The organism is Chitinophaga oryziterrae (assembly GCF_009758125.1).
GTDB lineage: Bacteria > Bacteroidota > Bacteroidia > Chitinophagales > Chitinophagaceae > Chitinophaga > Chitinophaga oryziterrae.
In genome coordinates this window covers 34,572-52,533 of the sequence record NZ_WRXO01000008.1, presented here as the reverse complement: position 1 = coordinate 52,533, position 17,962 = coordinate 34,572, and the positions used below count along the sequence as shown (strand labels likewise).

Genomic DNA, 17,962 nt, shown 5'->3' with positions numbered 1-17,962 from the left:
TTGACCGATTAAGATTACATCAATTGTAATTCCATCTGAATATTGCAGCGTTCATAGGGTGTGGACCTGCCAACCACTTTCTTGAACCCTAACTTCTGATACAGGTTGATGGCGGGTTTCAAAGCTGTATTACTTTCCAGGTAAATCCTGGATGCCCCCAGCTCTTTTGCTGCATTTACAACTGCCTGGCCAAGCAACCAGCCAACACTTTTACCCTGAATTTTGGGGGAGACGGCCATTTTTGCCAGCTCAAAGTCGTAATCAGGGTCGTTCATTTTGATCAGTGCACAAACACCGACAGGTTCATTGTTGTACAGCGCTACAAATATCTTTCCGCCTTTGTCCAGAATATATCCTTTGGGATTGTCCAAAGCCTTGTAATCCGCTTCTTCCATTTGGAAATATGTGGAGATCCATTCCTCGTTGAGCGACTTAAAGGCCGCCTGATATTGGTCTTCATAATTCACGATCTGCACATCTTTACTTTCGCGCAGTTTCTTTTGCTCCTGCACTCTTCTCAACAACGACTTTTGTTCCAGCAAAAACTCCCATTCTTCGATCGCTTCCCAAAGGTTGTGCCTGGCTTCGGAAATAATGCTTTCAATGGCAGCATCCACATCGGCGCATTGTACCTTGATCCGCTCTGAAACCTTCTTTCCCTTTTTTGTTAATGCTACAACATTCCGCCGTTTATCCGGAGATTCCCGGTTTTCCTGGACCAGTCCGGCCGCCGTCATTTCCTGAATTATCTTGCTGACGGAAGGCTGTGAATGGCCAATTTCATTAGCGATTTCGGTAATCGTATTTTCTCCGTCTTCCGAGAGAACAAAAAACACCGGGAACCATTTAGGGGAAAATTCCACGCCATATAACCCGTAAATCATAGCAGCATCATCTGTTATCCTTGCGGTCATCAGACGTAGCCTGCTCCCCAAAGCCATCTTACCTGTTTTTTCAAATAGTTTCATAAACATAATTGATTTCATAACCAGTTATGTAAAATTATAGAATAGGGAATAAAAAAGCAAATATTTTAAATCTAATGAATGCCTTAATAAATAAAATGCCTTTCCCAACGATATTTTATACATATTTTATTTGAATTTGAGGATAGCGTATTACGACCAATATTTTCAGGCGTGATATTATCTGGAAGCAACGGATGGGAGGCATAAAATGGCCGCGAGGCGCGGGAAAGACCACCTTATTACTATTGCAACACCTGAAATTTGATATCGGCTTACCTTCCTCCGCACTTTATATAACAGCAGATCATACCTGGTTTTATAATCATAGCCTTTTGGAAACTGCTGCAATTTTCTTGTAACTTTAATTAATAAACGGAAAATTATGGTAATCGTCAATAGTTTCGCAGAATATCAAGCATACGAGGGTAAAGAAATAGGCAGTTCTCAATGGCATAAAATAGATCAGGAACAGATCAATAAATTTGCGGATGCAACGCTTGATCATCAGTGGATCCATTGCGATGAGGAAAGAGCAAAAAATGAAGGGCCTTTCAAAAGCACTATTGCTCATGGTTATTTGACGTTGTCGTTAATCCCCTATCTATGGAAGCAAATTGCAGAGATCCGCAATGTTAAAATGGAAATAAACTATGGTATAGAGCAGTTTAAGTTCGGCCAGGCGGTACTTGTGAACGATGAAGTTCAATTGAAAGCGAAACTCAGATCTATAGTCGATTTAAGAGGTGTCACGAAAGTGATAATTGGCGCCACGCTCAGTATTAAGGGTAAGACAAAACCGGCTTACACGGGTGATGTGGTGTTTCTATACCATTTTTGAGGCATGTAAACGGTCCTCTTCCTGAGATTCATACATTGCTTAGTGGAAAGGTTATTGAATTGAGAAAGGCACTCATTAGTAATTAACGGTCTTTAATGCTGCTGCGCAACAACGCGACTTAAAACTCATAGTATCAATGACCTTTCCATTTAATGGTTTTATTTGTACATGACCTGACATTAATCCCGTCAGCAGCAATAAAAACAGGACGCCTGCGCTGGTCATTATGCATTTCATTATGGCCATAACTGATGAACTTTTCTTACAACGCTACTTTGGATAAAGAGAGTTCAGATGATAAAGACTCCAAGGAAAACAGTCTGAATAATTGTTCTGTTGGATTTACTCATCATTATTTCAATTTGTTTCGATAACGTATTTATATTGGCGACAGCTGCACGGTTCCAATACCGGTCAATGCAGCTTTCCTTGTTCATTTCTTAATAAAAACTGGCATGATAATCAGACCGGACAAAACCTTTCTTTTATTTTTCATATCCTATCAATTTGATTGAGCGAAATTACTTTGATATCTTTCAGCGCGGGGAATTTGGATTGTAAATAAAAATGTGAACTTTGTAAATAAAAGCTTAACGCTATGCATCTTAGTCGAAATATCCTCTCCGGAAAACGCAAATACCTGTTCGCATTGATACTACTCTTGTTTATCTCTGTAATCTGTGTGGCTTTCAGTATGGGGGATAGTGACGATTTTGATATCTCCAGAAGGGAAGTTTTACTCCGCAGGATCGGACATGAAATACTCCTACAGTCGGGAGACAGTACATCACGGGTACTTCCGGTAAAAAAGATCGCAGAAAATGAATACCAGATCAGGTTTGAGAATGATCTTACTTTTCAACCGGGCTCCCTGGTGAATACTACCCGGCGTTTGTTGGCCAAAGACCCGCTCGCACGTGATTATGTTGTCAACGTTCTGAACTGCGGCAACTCCAGTGTAGCCTATGGATACGCTATATCCAAAAATAAAAAAGATGATATTGTAGCATGTATAGGAAGAGAGCAACCCAGAGGATGTTACATGATCAACATTAAATTCAAACCGACAGGAATAAATACAGCAAAGAATAGATATCTTCTGGGTAGCCTGTCATTTTTAGCATTTGTTGGTTTTATTTTTTTGAGATCTGTTAAGCCGCGAAGAGCTTTACCTGACAGTCAGTATGCTAATATGTTCACTTTGGGCTCGGTGTTGTTCGATGCGAAGAATCGAAAGCTGATAATAAATGAAAAAACAATAGACCTGACCGGAACGGAAACCCGTGTACTCCTCATTTTCGCGCTTTCTCCCAATGAGATCATAGAGCGAAGCCGGCTGCAAAAAGAGATATGGGAAGATGAAGGAGTTATTGTGGGGCGCAGTCTGGATATGTTCATATCAAAACTTAGGAAAAAATTGGAATGTGATCCGAATATCAAAATTGTTGTTATTCGCGGCAAAGGATATAAGCTTGAAATTAACTCTTAAGAGGAATCTCCTCACCCCCAAACGGATCTTTTAGACTTCAATTTAACCCTAATAACCGATCTGTAAATCTTACTCCAGCACAAAAGAAATGAATATGAGGTTTTATAAAAGGATATAATACAGGGGGATATAAAAATTTGCCAGGTGTTCCGGGAGATAACAGATCAATACTTGGGGAATGGCTTATTGATACTAATATTAAGTGATCCGATAATAAAAAATCATGCGTTACTCAATCGTTTTATTACTTCTGCTCCTGCTTACGTATTGTAAGCTGGAGAATCGTGAAAAAGTATTCCGGATAGGAAGGATTGCTTTAACCTTACCCGCTGATATCAGTCGATAAAAACTATTACAGATACGATGCCATCAATAATATCATTGTAAAAATAATCCAGCCCAAACAGGCAGGCAATGGTATGACAGGCATGTATATTCCTTTGCTAAAAGACAGCAGTTCATTCCCCTATAGCAGAGAATTCTTCCAGCAAATATAAATAACAACCTGCAATTTGGATACAACTATGCCCGGTTTGGAAACACACTCCGATGATAATTACCGGATTTTTGCAATGTAAATTATAAACTATGAAAATGAACAAAACCATATTTATAACAGGCGCTTCAGCAGGTTTGGGTAAAGCTACAGCTAAACTATTTCAATCAAGAGGTTGGAATGTTATCGCAACTATGCGAAATCCCGAAAAGGAAACTGAGCTTAATCAATTTGAAAATATAACACTTTTACCGCTGGACGTGACTAACCTTGAGCAAATCAACAACACCGTTGCAAAAGCCATTTCGTTATATGCGATTGATGTAGTGTTTAATAACGCGGGTTACGGTTTAATGGGCGCAATGGAAGCATTTAGCGATGAACAGATTTTAAGGCAAATCAACACTAACTTGTTGGGTGTGATACGGGTAACACATGCTTTCATCCCGCATTTAAGGGAAAGGAAAAGCGGATTATTTATCAGCACAACCTCCATGGGCGGATTTTTGGGATTTCCTTTACATTCCATTTACCATGCTACCAAGTTTGGAATTGAAGGCTGGTCTGAAAGCATGTCGTTTGAACTGGGTTTGCATAATATTGGCATCAAAACAGTCGCTCCGGGTGGTATCGCAACTGATTTTTTAAACAGGTCCCTTGACAGGAACTTACACCCGGCCTATAAAAGTTTAGAGGATAAGTTATTCGCCATGACCGATTCGATGATGCATGCGGCGGCATCTCCCGAACAAATTGCTGAGATCGTTTATGAAGCTGCTACAGATGGTAAGGACCAGATTCGATATGTTACAGGCGAAGATTCAAAAGCGATGTACGCACGCCGTTTAGAGCTTGGAAGTGAAGAATTCAGAAAAGAGATCAGAAAGCAGTTCTTAGGTTATTGATTTAAAACACCGGCAACTCGCCGAAAAGCCGGTTGCCGGTTGTAAATTTGTAAAATAAGCAAAATGAAGGTTATCAATTCCATATCAGAAAAGCATCGCCTGGTATCTTTGCCGGAGCCGTTGCACCCGTTGGTAAGCGTCATCCGCATTTCGGATATGCGTTTTACTGATCCTGCTGTATGGCAAAACTTTTCAGTGAATTTTTACTGCATATCACTGAAAAAGAATATTGGCGGAAAAACGAAATACGGCCAGAAATATTACGACTACGATAAAGGTGTAATGACTTTCATTGCTCCCAGGCAAATCATGTCACTTGATCCTTCACAAACTGATATCTTTAGCTCCGCATCAGGGTATGCGTTGCTGATCCACCCTGATTTTCTTTACAAACATCCGCTTGCGGCTACTATCAAAAATTACGGGTTCTTTTCCTACGCCATTAATGAAGCACTGCATCTTTCAGAAAAGGAGGAAAAAGATATTGAAGATATTTTTCTGAAGATTGATCAGGAGTATCAGCATATAGACAAGCATACACAGAATATCATTCTTTCCCAGATCGATTTGTTATTGAATTATAGTAATCGTTTTTATGAAAGACAATTTATCACCAGGAAGGCTGTTAATCACGATATATTGTCCAGGATGGACCAGCTGTTAACCGAGTACCTTGATGGGGACCAAACCCAAAAGTCCGGACTTCCTACGGTTGAGTTCTTAGGAAATCAGTTGAATCTTTCACCACATTATCTAAGCGATCTTTTGCGTTCACTTACCGGCCAAAGCGCGCAGCAACATATTCAGGAAAGATTAATCGAAAAAGCGAAGGAATATTTATCGGTAACCAGTCTGTCAGTTGCCGAAATCGCCTATCATTTAGGCTTTGAGTATCCGCAATCTTTTAATAAGCTGTTTAAAAGAAAAACCAGTATATCGCCTTTAGAGTTCCGGCAAACGTTTAATTAACAAAATCGCATAGCACACTGATATGATAATATGAAAGGATCAACTTATCTGCTGATACTAATTACTATTTATATGCTGCTAAGGAATAGCAATTAATATTGTAAAAGATCCAGGTTCGATTTATCCATCAGGGGATTAAAACAAAAAAGCCTCGTAAATTTTCATTTACAAGGCGTTATAATTTTTGTACAGCGGGCCGGACAGATGTCGAACTGGATGAATGATTTTAGAATGATATATAAGGCTAATATGTATGTGATATCGTCGGTGGTGGATGATTCGTCTCTTCGGGAATGTAGCTCAAAAGATGCAGGATTGTAGGTCAAAAAACGACTTATTTGAGCTTCATTTGCCTTTACTTTGGGCTTGAAATATCTAAGTAATGTAAACGGGAATACTACATATTTATCAGTTCATTCATCATATCGATTATAGGCAACACCGTTACATTATTAGCGGCAGGGAAACGATCCTTACCCGGGTAAACTATAAAGCTTTTAGTGGCTTGAATATCCTCACATCCAAAATGAAAACCTTTTGATAGAGTAGGGGCAAGCGATCTCTTAATTTCTATAGCCCATCTTTTGCCGGAACTTTGTTCAATAACTAAATCTATTTCTGCTCCTGCGGATGTACGATAAAACCAGGGAGTGGCACCTATAGGTAAACATGATAGGAGATTCTCAATAACAAAGCTTTCCCAACTGGCGCCGACAACAGGATGTCCTAAAATATCATCCAGTGTCGCGAGATTTAATAAGGCGTGTGTGAGCCCACTATCACGGATATAAATCTTGGGCGATTTAACAAGCCGCTTTCCCAGATTTCCAGCCCATGGTCTTAATGTGCGGATCAATAGGAGGTCTTCTAATAGTTCAATATAACGTTTGGCCGTTGGAGCGGTTACACCAAGATTTGCACCAATTTGTGCTATATTAACTTGTCCTCCCTGACTATGCGCGAGCATTGTCCAGAGTAAGCGTAGACTTGTAGATGGTATTCTGGGTCCAAATTGAGGAACGTCTCGTTCCAGATAGGTGCCTATAAAATTCATTCGCCATCGTAAACTAGCCTGATCATTTCTGGCTAGGAAACTATCGGGGAAACCTCCCCGCAACCATAATTGATCCTGATCAGCTTGATTGACCTCAGATACCGTTAAGCCGGAAAGTTCCTTATAAGCAATACGTCCTGCTAATGATTCTGACGACTGTTTTAATAGATCGAGAGAGGCAGATCCCAGAATCAGAAATTGACCGGTTTTATGCCCTTGTCTACGTTGTTTGTCAATGACACCACGTAATATTTGGAATAATTCCGGCACACGCTGGATTTCATCAAGAATGATTAGTCTGCCTTTGTGCAATTCAAAATATGCTTCTGACTCGTTAAGTTTAGCTTTGTCAGTAGGACTCTCCAGGTCAAGGTAAATTGGTTCAGGTGTAAATGAAGCCGCTATTTCCTCTGCCAAAGTAGTTTTTCCTACCTGCCTTGGGCCTAAAACCCCTACAGCAGAGAATTCTTCCAATAATTGGATAATTTCAGATTTAGCTTTTCGAGTAATCATCCTTGCAATTATAATATTAAATATTCGATTTGCAAGGATAAATTGTTGAAAAGTACTTTGGTAATGGGGGAAATTCGAGGACGGACGAGTATTTGTTTTTACAAAGGATGGGTTATATTTTTCTTCATTTATACTACCTCAAAGACTATAAGTAAGCGAGTCGAGGGACGAATGACAAAGGCTATTATACCTAATAATAATAAGTATGAACAAAATACTGAAGATTCTCAAATACCTATTAATTGTTTTCCTGAGCTTTATTGCTGTATTCCAATTTTGGTTTATTATTAAAAATGAATATTGGAACAGGTCTGATTTAATATCTGCTTCAGTTCCACTTTACTTTGTAATTGTTATACTTTACAGACATTGGTTTACTTGGGTTATGGCCATTGCTATTATAATTTATGGTATTCTAGATGTATTTTATTGGGGTAGCTTCAGCGCCTCTATTACACCAATGCAATTTACAGAATCATTATCTGAGTTCACAAAATCCATCCATTGGCTTGCCAGGTTATTACAAATGTTTCCGAGTTTATTTTATTTAATAGCTTTGGTTATACTATTACGACCAGTTGTAAGACGAAAATATTTTGTGAAATAGTTTTCTGACAGTTACTATGGATTGTTGCTCATATATCTGTTCCTTTCTTATTCAGCAAATGGAAAATTTCGTTCTTTAATCTTCTCAGTTCAAGTATATGATAATGGACATTTTATTGATACAAGGTGTTTAAGTGTTGCAGCTTATCAGTTTTGTAGGATATTTTTTATTTCAAAAATAAGGAGGGGTATGCAAGCGTCCTAAAAATTGGATATTGTAAAAACCCTAGGTTCGATTTATCTATTTGGAGATTAAAACAAAAAGCCTCGTAAATTTTCATTTACAAGGCTTTATAATTCTCGTACCGCGGACCGGACAACTGTCGAACTTTTGGGAGAAAGATTTTGAAAGGATATATCGGGGGGAATAAATGGTTTTACACAAGCGTGGCCAATGCTAAATAAAAGATAGGCAAGGTGGATTTTACCCAGACGGATGTGAATGGGAATAAGGAGACGCCTTAGGGTAGAATGATAGCAAAATACCCAAGGGGAGGCATTGGAAAATAAACTGATGGAAATACTGGATTAAAATAGAAATTCCCCTGACAGTATGTTGGGGGAATTTCTATTTTAATATTAGCGTGATACTATTTCGTATTGCTCTGCTGCTCTATCCAAAATCCCTTTCACCACCTCTGACTCCTTTTCATAATACAAGCCAATGCTACCCGTATGATGAAAATAGAAGAATAGCTGATCGGCTTCACTATAAAAGATAGGACTGTAAGGTGCTGCATGGCTGACAATACAGCGGAGGATGATGGTTAAAAATTCATCCCAATGCAGGCATTGTACACAACCGGAATACTCCGGTGGAATGGCTGCATCTGTCAGCATTGTCAGATAAGCAGCTGTTTCAGGAGATTTGCCTTCCGGAGAATAATCATAATAGTCCTTTTCCATATCCCATGTACCCAGACAGAGGTCCCACCATGAGGAATCATAAATATTGATCCTGTCTTTCAACGGGGCAAAGAGGTGATGGAACAGCATCGCCAGTTCTTCCAGTTCTTTGCCTTCAGCGTGTGTATAAATTTCTTTCCGGAAGGCTTTGCTATCCGAATAACGTTCCAGATTTGCCCATGACAAGGGGAAATCTATTTGAGATAATAACTGAATAATCACCATATTAACGCAATTTGCTCCATTCTATTAATTTCCCGGTTTCACCTTTGTGTTTGCCAATAATGAAGTCGCCATATTCATCTGCATCTGCGATCCATTCCAAACCTTTAGCAGTTTCTTTGAAAACTTTAAATTTACTGCCTCCGTGTTCTGCGTTGTCCACTGACCACCACAATCCATCCGAAGCACTCTTATAAAATTTTCCAAAACGGCCATGCGTCTTGACTGCTATAGCCCCTTCTTCCGTCAGTTTCCACAATCCTCTTCTCTCTGCAGCAGCCCCCAACCTTCCTATTAATGGTACGGCCAAGCCCTTAAAAACCAAACCTCCCACATGATCACTCAGCACTGTAGTGGTCGTGCCCACTAAGCTTCCGACCTTATCATTGTTGTTGGCAATCTCCCCATTGATGTGGGTCACGCCATTCATGCTCAGGAAGGGTAGCAGGCTCTGACTGAGTACCCATCCATTATCCACAGGCTCATAGGTGGCTTCTGCAAAGAAGTTATCACTTTCAGACCATTTGTCTTTCCAGTCAGGTACATACTCACTGATGGTGCCGATATTAACATTTGTAGGAGGCTGTATGTTATTTATCTTATTGATCTGTTGTACCACTGCAAAGAACTTCCGCTGCTGCGCCTGTTTGGCCGCAGCATACGCTTCCATTCTCTTCTTCCAGTACATTTGTGCATATAACTGTTTTTTCCGTTCGATGTCGTAGTAGTCATTTGTCACGAATGTCATGACCTGATCGGCAGCGCTGGCCCTAACTGCATTAGTAGCCACTACATTGAACGTACTCAGCATAATGGGTGAATTCCCATTAGTACCAAATCCCTGAAAGAACTGCATCCACCATGGAGGGTCCGTACCTAAAGGTGCATCTCCATATGGGTCAGTAAAGTTAACCGGATTATTGAAATTATTGGCATATCCAGAGATCGAGTTGAATTGTTCTGATTTAGGGTCTATCTGCACCCATCTGCCCGTTTGTGGGTCAAAGGTGCGATAAAAGGCCTGATACAGCTGCAGGTCCAGATCATTGATTTTCTCCATACCATTGAACAGATAATTATGCTGCGGGCGGTTCAAGGCAGCACTGCTCAGGGCTTGTATTTCCAGTCCGAACGGATAATAGCTGTCTTCCTGTAAGAGGTGTCCTGTCGTATGCTTGATAGTCAGATCATCAAAATATACATCGCTGTTACTTTCGTTGCTTACATACACATAGAGGAACCCGTTTTTGCTGATATCCAGCTGGGTAACCAGTGGCACTACATCTCCTGGTGTATTAACCCTGAGCGTACCACCAGTCACCATCATGAAGTTATCATCAAATAAGGCATAGTTGAGATAAGCTTTCGGGGTGGTGGAAGGTGGGTTATTATTTTGGTTTTGTTGAATGAAGGTATTGAAGTCCTGCTGGTTCAGAATAGCACCATTAGCACCTTGCAGCAGATTCCCTTTGCCGTTGCCCACAACACTGGCTGGACCTAATAATAGATTTACTAGCTGGTTCAGGATGTCTGTCACAGGTTGGTTAACTGTATTATTAGCATCGGAATTAGCTGCATAATAAGAAAGTACACCCATGTCCACATGATCTCCGGCCATCACCTTTAATACCTTGCCTGTACCCACTCTGCGATTGGGATCATTATAATTCAGCTTTATAAACTTCCGATTCGTTGTACTATTATAGTCATAAAACTTATTGCCAGCAGGAATATCATCAACCTGTGTTGGGAAGCTGAACAGCTGGCGTTCCGGCACGGGTGGGACAGGGTTAGGGTTATCTTCATGTGTAGCCTTATACCCGTATATATTTGTTTCTTCTGTGATAACGGTGCGGGTATTATCCAGTTGATCTGTCAGGAAGTAATCATATACAAAGGTATTGTTGGCCGTTTTTCGTACACGGCCATCATCGAACAATACATATTGCAGCACATTGTCCTTGTACATGGCGCCATTGATATAGGTATATGTATTGGTAGTACTTTCATTCTTTACCGTTCTTTCCAGCAGATTGCCGGTGATATCGTTGGTATAGGTGATGTACTTATTGGCATTAGCGTTGAATGTGATTTTCTGTGGCTTGCCCAGCAGATAATCATAGGTGAATGTAATACCACGGTTTTTATCGCCGGTGATGTTACCTTCTGTATCATAGGTGTAGTCTATACTGCCTGCTGCCCTGCCACTATAGTTCTTAAAGTCACCTACCTGCTTATCACCCTGTGGATCAGTGACACCATTTAATCTGTTGCTGCTGGCCAGGTATTCATAAGTGAGATCATCGATTGTAGCTTTTGCTTTACCTGCCAGCATACCCTCCTGTTTCATTTTCACCAGGTTACCATTCTCATCGTATTGAGATACGGCCACAGTGTAGTCTTCGTCACTATTGGTCCAGTTGCTGGCTTTTTGTGAATAATCGGCTTTTACCAGTCTGTTATGAGCGTCATACGTATACCCATAAGCGTGTGCTACATCTGCATTTCCTTTACGGCGCCAGATAGTACCGGACAGGTTACCATCCAGCTTTTTGCCGGAGAAGCCACTATTGTAGAAGAGCTGCATGCCGAAGTAATTGCCGGCAGACTTGTCATTGGCATAGGCTGTATTGACACCGGTGACGCGGTCGTACAGGTCATAGTCGAAGGTGAGAGTTTCCAGTGAGGGGCCTATTTTCATAGTCTTAACCCGGTTCAGGTCATCATAAGTCATTTCATGAATGAGCTTTGATGTGGGTGTAAGACTGGTGCTGATAGAATGATATTGTTGCAGCATATTGCCATTGCCATCGTATTCCATTCGTTCCTGCACATAGATAACCGGATCAGTGGTGCTCTGAGGGTTGGTGATCCTGCTGAAGGTGGAGAGCAGATTGCCCTGAAAGTCGTACTGGTTAGTAGTAGCGTCTGTGCCTCCTTTGAGGTTAGTTTCCAACTGCTGTACGGTACGACCTTTTTCATCATAGTAAAGGGTACCCTTGATCCAATTGTTAGTACCGGAGATGATCTTTTTGTAACCGGTCAGTTTGCCATAGATGTTTTGCGAGGGGGTGCTTACCGTTTGTGCGTAAGGATTACTTCCTGCATTAAGTGTATAGTTTTTGTCAAAGCTCTGCGCTCCATCCCATGTATAATCATCATAGTAATAGAGCACCAGTGGCGTATATCCGGTCAGTCCCGGCAAAGGGTTACTGACCGTTAAGTTTTCTGTAACGATGTTGTTGGTTGTATTAATCGATAAGGTAGTTTCCTCACCCGCATCTGTATCAAATCCGGGCATAAGAGTAATCGAATTACCGGCTACATACGTTGGTGTATGTTCGTTGTTATAAACCAAAAGATCAGCAGTAAGGGGAGTGGAGACAGACACGATACCTGTGGCAGGCGCCTGGTCCATGGAGGTTTGCAGCGATTCTCTGGTAGCAGTAGTATTCGTATAAAGGGCCGTCATGGTCTGGCGGTCCATGTTATCATAGAGATACAGGTACCATTCGCCTTTGTTACGGCCTTTCAATGTGGCATCCTGTACCAGTACGAGGCGGTTACGGTTGTCGTAGACAAAAGAATAGGTATTGTCTATACCTGCTTTTTCCATATTGATGATACGGCCTTTGGCATCATAGTAATATTTAAAGGCCAGTGCTTTTAAGGCCGCTTTCGTTACATCGGTGCTGCCAAAGTCCCATACCGTTTTAGACCACCAGTCTTTAGTTGCGAGTGGAGGAATGACGTAGCGGATATTCCCAAAATCATCATATACAAAGTAAGTCCTGAGCTCGTCTGTATAAAGGGGAGTGGGCCCCTGACGGGCAGTCATTACTACTTTCCCGTCATTGTCAAGGTACTGATACGTATTAAATCCATCACTGTCAGTAGTGACAGTAACGGTTAAAGTATTGGCATCGTATTCTACATTGCTGACAGGGTAATCTGTGATGGCATTGCCAATTCTCCATAAGCGCACATGATCTGCGGCAGTATTGGTACGCTCAGATTGTCTGTCGCCTACATTATTGCCTCCATAGCTTTTGCCGGCCTCCATGCTTCTTGAAGAACGTGCTATGGGAGCAGCTTCTGGCAACATTTGCTGATAGAAGAAGTCTTCTTTATTCTGAGTGATCGTATTGAAAAAGGCAGGTTGTGCCGTGTTGATATCAGTTCTGAATGTCCCTTTATTGGTGGTATTGGTAGTGGCCAAGTAGGGAAGGTGCTGAATGGTTTGTCTGCCATATTGGTCAAACTGACTAATGGCAACGGCATCCTGAGAGGTTGCGCCGGTATTCTGTTGTACGGTTTCCAATACTCTTCTTAAGCCATCAATGTATTCTGTGGTGGTTCTAATATCCCTCTGACTGGTCAGGGACGTGATCTGAGATGCGGCCGTGACACCAGGTTTAAGAATATTATAAGAGGTGATGGTGTTCAGCAGACTGGTATTTAGCGTTGAATAGTTTGGAGGGCTTACTTTGGTTTGTGTAGACTGAGGTAGGGAACCGTCCGGGATATTAGTTGTAATGGCGGACTTCACAAGAATCTGGACGGTGTTGGTATTTACCGTTTGTCCAGAGGAAGTAACTTTTCTTCTGAACCATGTGGTTTTTGACAACCCTGCTGATTGATAATCTGCTGCTGTAGCTCCACTGATGGCTGTCCATGTATCCTCATCTGTGGTAGATTCCCACTGATAAGCAAAGGCGCCATTGCCACCTGCCGGTGAAGTAGTGTTAACGAGTTTTGCTGGAGTAGCACCCGGGAGAATCTTTTGTGCAGCGGAGATGATGCCACCTTTCAGATCATTAGCCAGGGTAATGGTTATTACATTCGAGAAAGCAAAATTATATCCATCGAATACGTTCCTTCTGAAGTACATTGTCTTGTCGAACAACATGCTGCCGGAACAGTTTATTCCTACAGCTCCAATTACCTTTGTCCAGTTGTTACCATCCGTTGATTCCCACCACTGATAGGTATAAGGAACTCTATAGTCTTGTCCTATACCACCGGATGCTCCTGCTGTACTTGTGAGTACTGTATAGGAAAAAACTTGATTGAGGGGGAACGATGTAACTGATGAAGTGATGGTACCGCCCAGCATTTCAGCAACTACGGACCTGGTCCAGCATTGGTTCATCTGTTGTCCGCTTTCATACCATTGAACAGATATGGTACCTGTTCCAATCTGGTTCCATTGGACATCACAATCACTTTTGTTTTTGTCACCGATGATGGAGCCTATGCCTGATACAGACCACGTTATATTCGTGGCAATAGAGGAGCCATTAAATTCATAGCTGCTTACTGTACCAACAGTAACGGGGAAGTCGGTCACACATTGAGCATGAGTCTTTATGCTGGGGAAAAGAAGTAGCAGCAGCAACAGGTACCCTGTATATTTATAAAATGATTTCATGGTAGTGGTTTACTGTTGTACGTATTTGTAATCTGTTGACTTTACGAGATTGCGATCGGCGTCATAGGTATTCTTCAACCTGCCTAACAAATCGTATTCAAAGTAAATAGCGGTATTATCCGGAGCGGTGGTAGTGATCACATTGAAGTGTGAATCATAACTGGATGATACCAGTTGACATTGGTAAGGATAAAGCCTTAACTCATCCATGAGACCTGTACCTGTAATGGTGATACCTGTAGCCTGTGTAATGGTCATAGCCATCAAAGTCCAGCCATTTCTGGTCAGCAGTGTCTTTTCATCAGTTTTCGTCCCCCCGGAAACGTTGATGGTGCCATCTTTCTGCCAATAAGTAAGGCGATACTTTTTAGAGGCATCCAACCCGGTTTTGGTCACAGATGTTACTGTAGGCATGCTCAGACAATACTGACCTGAAGGGGAGGTAGCATTGATTACGCTGGTAGCTGCTGTTCCTGATGCGTTGACGGTCCATGTCCCTTTTGCACCCGCTTCAAAACTGCTGTAGCCAATATCTGTTATACCTGCATTGGTTACCTGTGCAATGATCACTTCATTGTCATCATTATAGATATAGGATGTAAGGCTGTTCAGCGAAGAAGTGGTAGCCAGATAGCCGGCTGTATTATAGCTATAGTTCACCGCTTCTTTGAAATAAGTACTGTTCCTGACAAGGGTGGATGGGCTAAAGACACCAATGGTACTTTTAGGAACAGGGGCATTGGTAGAAAGCAGGTATACTTTTGCTGGCTTTATATGCCCGGAGCTGAGTAGCTGATAGTCTTTGATTTCAGCACCTGCCAGTTGTTCTTCCGTGCCGGCTTTGTATATCCAGGTTTCAGAGGCGACAGGCAGGTTGTAGATATGATTATCTATCATTATCTTAAAAATACCGGTAGCTGTATAATCGGTTGGATAATAAAAGCGTTTTTCTTCTTTTTCATTGAAGCTATTGAGGACTGTGACCTTTTTCAGATTATAATAGGTGGGATCATATTCATAATCCGTTCTTTTCAGCTGATAATTGTTGCCGGTATATTTTTTATCGATGGTATAGGCCAGCATCACGTTTGCTGAAATGGGACTATATTTTTCCGAAGCAAAACTGATACGGTCATAATTCAGATTATAGCCTGCGGCGTTGGTCACCAACATCTGGTTTGCCCTATAGGCGGTGGAAGCGAAAATACTGCCAGCTCCTTCTTCTTTAATATCTGCAGTGAATTTATTGTACTTGTCTTCCACCAGTTCTCCATTCTTATTTAGCACCAGCTGGCGTTTCAATAAACCATACAACGATGGTATATAGCGTTGTCTGGATGCATAAACGGTGTTACGAACAGGATAGTTGATGGCAAAGTCTTTGTCTGACGTGAATTCATACACTGTTTTTCCAAGATTGTCAGTGCTGGTACCTTCAAACACTTCCACTCTGTTGTAAAGCATAGGCAGCGGATTCTGATTGGCAGGGTGTGCGCTATAGTAAACCTGGTTGTCCAGGATCGTGGTTCTGGGATCGGAGCTAAACACATCTCTTACGAGATAGCTGGCCGCTATAAAGACAAGAGAGGTAATAAGCGATGTGGTAAGGCTGTTGATCTGGGAAGTGGCTAAACCCGCATCTATTTTCCCTTTGGGGAATTCCACTGTTTTGACCATATTTGATTTCAAAACACAAATTTTAGAAAGCGTCTGAGCAGCGGGTATTGCTATGGAATATGCCATATTGGCGGCAGCATAGTTTCCTTTTGTAGGAATGACCAGTACAGTTCTGGATGTATCCAGATATCTTGGTGCTTCATAACCCCAGCCGGAGGAGCTGGTGCCATCTTCCTGCACATATTTATATTCTCTGACGATGTCCTGATTTGCACCTACGCCATCGTTGGTGGTGACTTTCTTTACACGCAGGCCGCCTGTTTTTACGTTGGAGGTACCGTCACTTGCGTCATTCACCTCATATTCATAGCTGATGGTACCACCGGTCGGATATTTTATACTTTTCAGTATACCTGCGCCCATAATGTTTACAGTGCCGATCACCACTCTGTTGTTGGAGAGGCAAAGGTTTTGTACATTCTTATATATACCAACATCTGTACCCCAGTCATAGGTAGTATTGCCGTTATAATACCCATAATGGTCGTAGGCAGGGGTATTTCTACCAGGTACGCCAAGTGAACCCGTGTTATAGGTAAACGTGTATTGTTGATCCGGGTAATTACCTACGCCAAATTTATTGAATGACAGCAGGCATAACCTCGAGTTGACTGCTTCGGAGGGCGTAAATCCGTAGTAAAAATCTCTGATGTTGGTCTGAGAAAAGTACTGATAATTGAAAATGTAGCCATATTGGATGGAACCTGCTTTTTTGACGGTGATGTTGAACAAGGCTTTATCTCCAGGTAGATCAGCTCTTTCATTGGGAAAATAGGAGAACGTCAACTGGTTATTATCAGGCAGGTCAATGGTAGTAAGCCGCTTCACGATGCCGGTATAGTGTGGCTCTATACGTTGTGCCACTATTTCCTGCTGGTCATCAATAGGATTAATGCTGTAGCTGCCCTGAATGCCGGTAATGTAGTCAAGATTATAATTTTCATAGGTAAAGGTGATTTTTTTGTTGGTGAGGGGATCGAAAATTTCACTCAGATACCAGTTATTGACGGCAGAATAATTGGTTGTTTTGTAAACCTGTTTACAGACGTAAGTCTGTAGGTTTGCAGGAGGAGGGTTGAGGTAAAATCTCTTTTGTCCGGAGGTTTCGTAAAGGATGATACGATCCAGATTTTTTTCACTGAAGGTGTATCGGATGCCACTTTCATCAGTGACGATGAATTTGCTCCAGCGGGTCAGTATGTTGCTGGCGCTAAGGTCTTCGTTTACTACTTCAATTTTTAGTTTTGAATTGTCCAGCACCATAACAGCTCCATTGTACGCGACCATAAAATTACCCTGACGGCCATTGAATGAGTAAGTAAGTATGTCTGCTTCTCTGTCGTCGATCACCATGGCATCGCCGCGATAATAAGGAATGGAATAATCCTGTAGTGGTATCCATCCTGCTTTTACCGGCATGGCGGTATTGGCATAGCTGCTGTACAGGCGGCCTGTAGGGATATTGTCTCCGTCGAGAGTGCCGCCCACCTGATCGTCTGGTTCACCTCGGGTGGAGCGGCTAATCATACCACCTGCCTGTATGGCCCAGCCGAGACCTGTGTTGGAGGCGATCTCCGTGACTTTAATGCCATTCCCGCCGGTATAATTCAGGCTAACATTTAGCCCCAGTTTGCCGCCATTACTATAATTATACAAAGGAAAATTGACCTGCGCACTTCCGGTAGGGAGGTCTACCTGCGCAAACAAATGATGGGAACTGCCAAACAATATGCAAAGCATTCCTAAGTAGAGGAAACGTTTCATTCAGAGTACAGAAAAATAGTTGAACAATGTGTTAATGGCTAACTATGCATTTGTTGTAATTACAATACTTGGGTAAGTAACAATGATAGCCTAAACAAATACGGACCAAAAGTATCATGAATAA

The 17,962-nt window shown here is 41.7% G+C and carries 9 protein-coding genes; 4 read left to right on the top strand and 5 right to left on the bottom strand.

Translation table 11 applies throughout. From position 1 onward, the window contains the following. Nucleotides 1-14 precede the first annotated feature (14 nt). On the bottom strand, nt 15-968 hold the full coding sequence (locus tag GO495_RS23155) for a helix-turn-helix domain-containing GNAT family N-acetyltransferase (RefSeq protein ID WP_157302228.1): 954 nt from the start codon (nt 966-968) through the stop codon (nt 15-17). Between the two features lie 382 nt (nt 969-1,350). Here GO495_RS23155 and GO495_RS23150 point away from each other — a divergent pair, with 382 nt between their 5' ends. From GO495_RS23150 to GO495_RS23135, 4 genes are all read left to right on the top strand, one after another. Then, nucleotides 1,351-1,806 (top strand): MaoC family dehydratase, encoded by a 456-nt coding sequence (locus GO495_RS23150; protein WP_157302226.1) that lies wholly within the window; start codon nt 1,351-1,353, stop codon nt 1,804-1,806. 598 nt (nt 1,807-2,404) lie between these two features. Then, the gene (locus GO495_RS23145) at nt 2,405-3,295 is read left to right on the top strand and encodes a winged helix-turn-helix domain-containing protein (protein WP_157302224.1); all 891 of its coding nucleotides are present in this window, start codon (nt 2,405-2,407) and stop codon (nt 3,293-3,295) included. 588 nt (nt 3,296-3,883) lie between these two features. After that, nucleotides 3,884-4,696, top strand: a complete 813-nt coding sequence (locus GO495_RS23140) for an SDR family oxidoreductase (protein WP_338075456.1) — start codon at nt 3,884-3,886, stop codon at nt 4,694-4,696. 63 nt (nt 4,697-4,759) lie between these two features. Next, entirely contained in the window at nt 4,760-5,665 is a 906-nt protein-coding gene (locus GO495_RS23135; RefSeq protein ID WP_157302222.1) for a helix-turn-helix domain-containing protein, read from the top strand. 397 nt (nt 5,666-6,062) lie between these two features. Here the strand turns inward: GO495_RS23135 and GO495_RS23130 are convergent, their stop codons facing one another. From GO495_RS23130 to GO495_RS23115, 4 genes are all read right to left on the bottom strand, one after another. After that, nucleotides 6,063-7,232 (bottom strand): ATP-binding protein, encoded by a 1,170-nt coding sequence (locus GO495_RS23130; protein ID WP_157302220.1) that lies wholly within the window; start codon nt 7,230-7,232, stop codon nt 6,063-6,065. Between the two features lie 1,185 nt (nt 7,233-8,417). Beyond that, nucleotides 8,418-8,969 (bottom strand): hypothetical protein, encoded by a 552-nt coding sequence (locus GO495_RS23125; RefSeq protein ID WP_157302218.1) that lies wholly within the window; start codon nt 8,967-8,969, stop codon nt 8,418-8,420. A 1-nt stretch (nt 8,970) separates the two neighbouring features. Continuing rightward, nucleotides 8,971-14,397, bottom strand: coding sequence for a DUF6443 domain-containing protein (locus GO495_RS23120; protein ID WP_157302216.1), 5,427 nt, complete (start codon nt 14,395-14,397; stop codon nt 8,971-8,973). Between the two features lie 9 nt (nt 14,398-14,406). Further along, nucleotides 14,407-17,838: an RHS repeat domain-containing protein gene (locus tag GO495_RS23115; RefSeq protein WP_157302214.1), complete on the bottom strand. Its 3,432-nt coding sequence runs from the start codon at nt 17,836-17,838 to the stop codon at nt 14,407-14,409. Between the last annotated feature and the right edge of the window lie 124 nt (nt 17,839-17,962).

Excerpts from the sequence above, each read along its gene's own strand:
- GO495_RS23150 (WP_157302226.1), top strand. The coding sequence starts at position 1,351 with ATGGTAATCGTCAATAGTTTCGCAGAATATCAAGCATACGAGGGTAAA.
- GO495_RS23155 (WP_157302228.1), bottom strand. The coding sequence starts at position 968 with ATGAAACTATTTGAAAAAACAGGTAAGATGGCTTTGGGGAGCAGGCTA.
- GO495_RS23145 (WP_157302224.1), top strand. The coding sequence starts at position 2,405 with ATGCATCTTAGTCGAAATATCCTCTCCGGAAAACGCAAATACCTGTTC.
- GO495_RS23120 (WP_157302216.1), bottom strand. The coding sequence starts at position 14,397 with ATGAAATCATTTTATAAATATACAGGGTACCTGTTGCTGCTGCTACTT.
- GO495_RS23115 (WP_157302214.1), bottom strand. The coding sequence starts at position 17,838 with ATGAAACGTTTCCTCTACTTAGGAATGCTTTGCATATTGTTTGGCAGT.
- GO495_RS23130 (WP_157302220.1), bottom strand. The coding sequence starts at position 7,232 with ATGATTACTCGAAAAGCTAAATCTGAAATTATCCAATTATTGGAAGAA.
- GO495_RS23135 (WP_157302222.1), top strand. The coding sequence starts at position 4,760 with ATGAAGGTTATCAATTCCATATCAGAAAAGCATCGCCTGGTATCTTTG.
- GO495_RS23140 (WP_338075456.1), top strand. The coding sequence starts at position 3,884 with ATGAAAATGAACAAAACCATATTTATAACAGGCGCTTCAGCAGGTTTG.
- GO495_RS23125 (WP_157302218.1), bottom strand. The coding sequence starts at position 8,969 with ATGGTGATTATTCAGTTATTATCTCAAATAGATTTCCCCTTGTCATGG.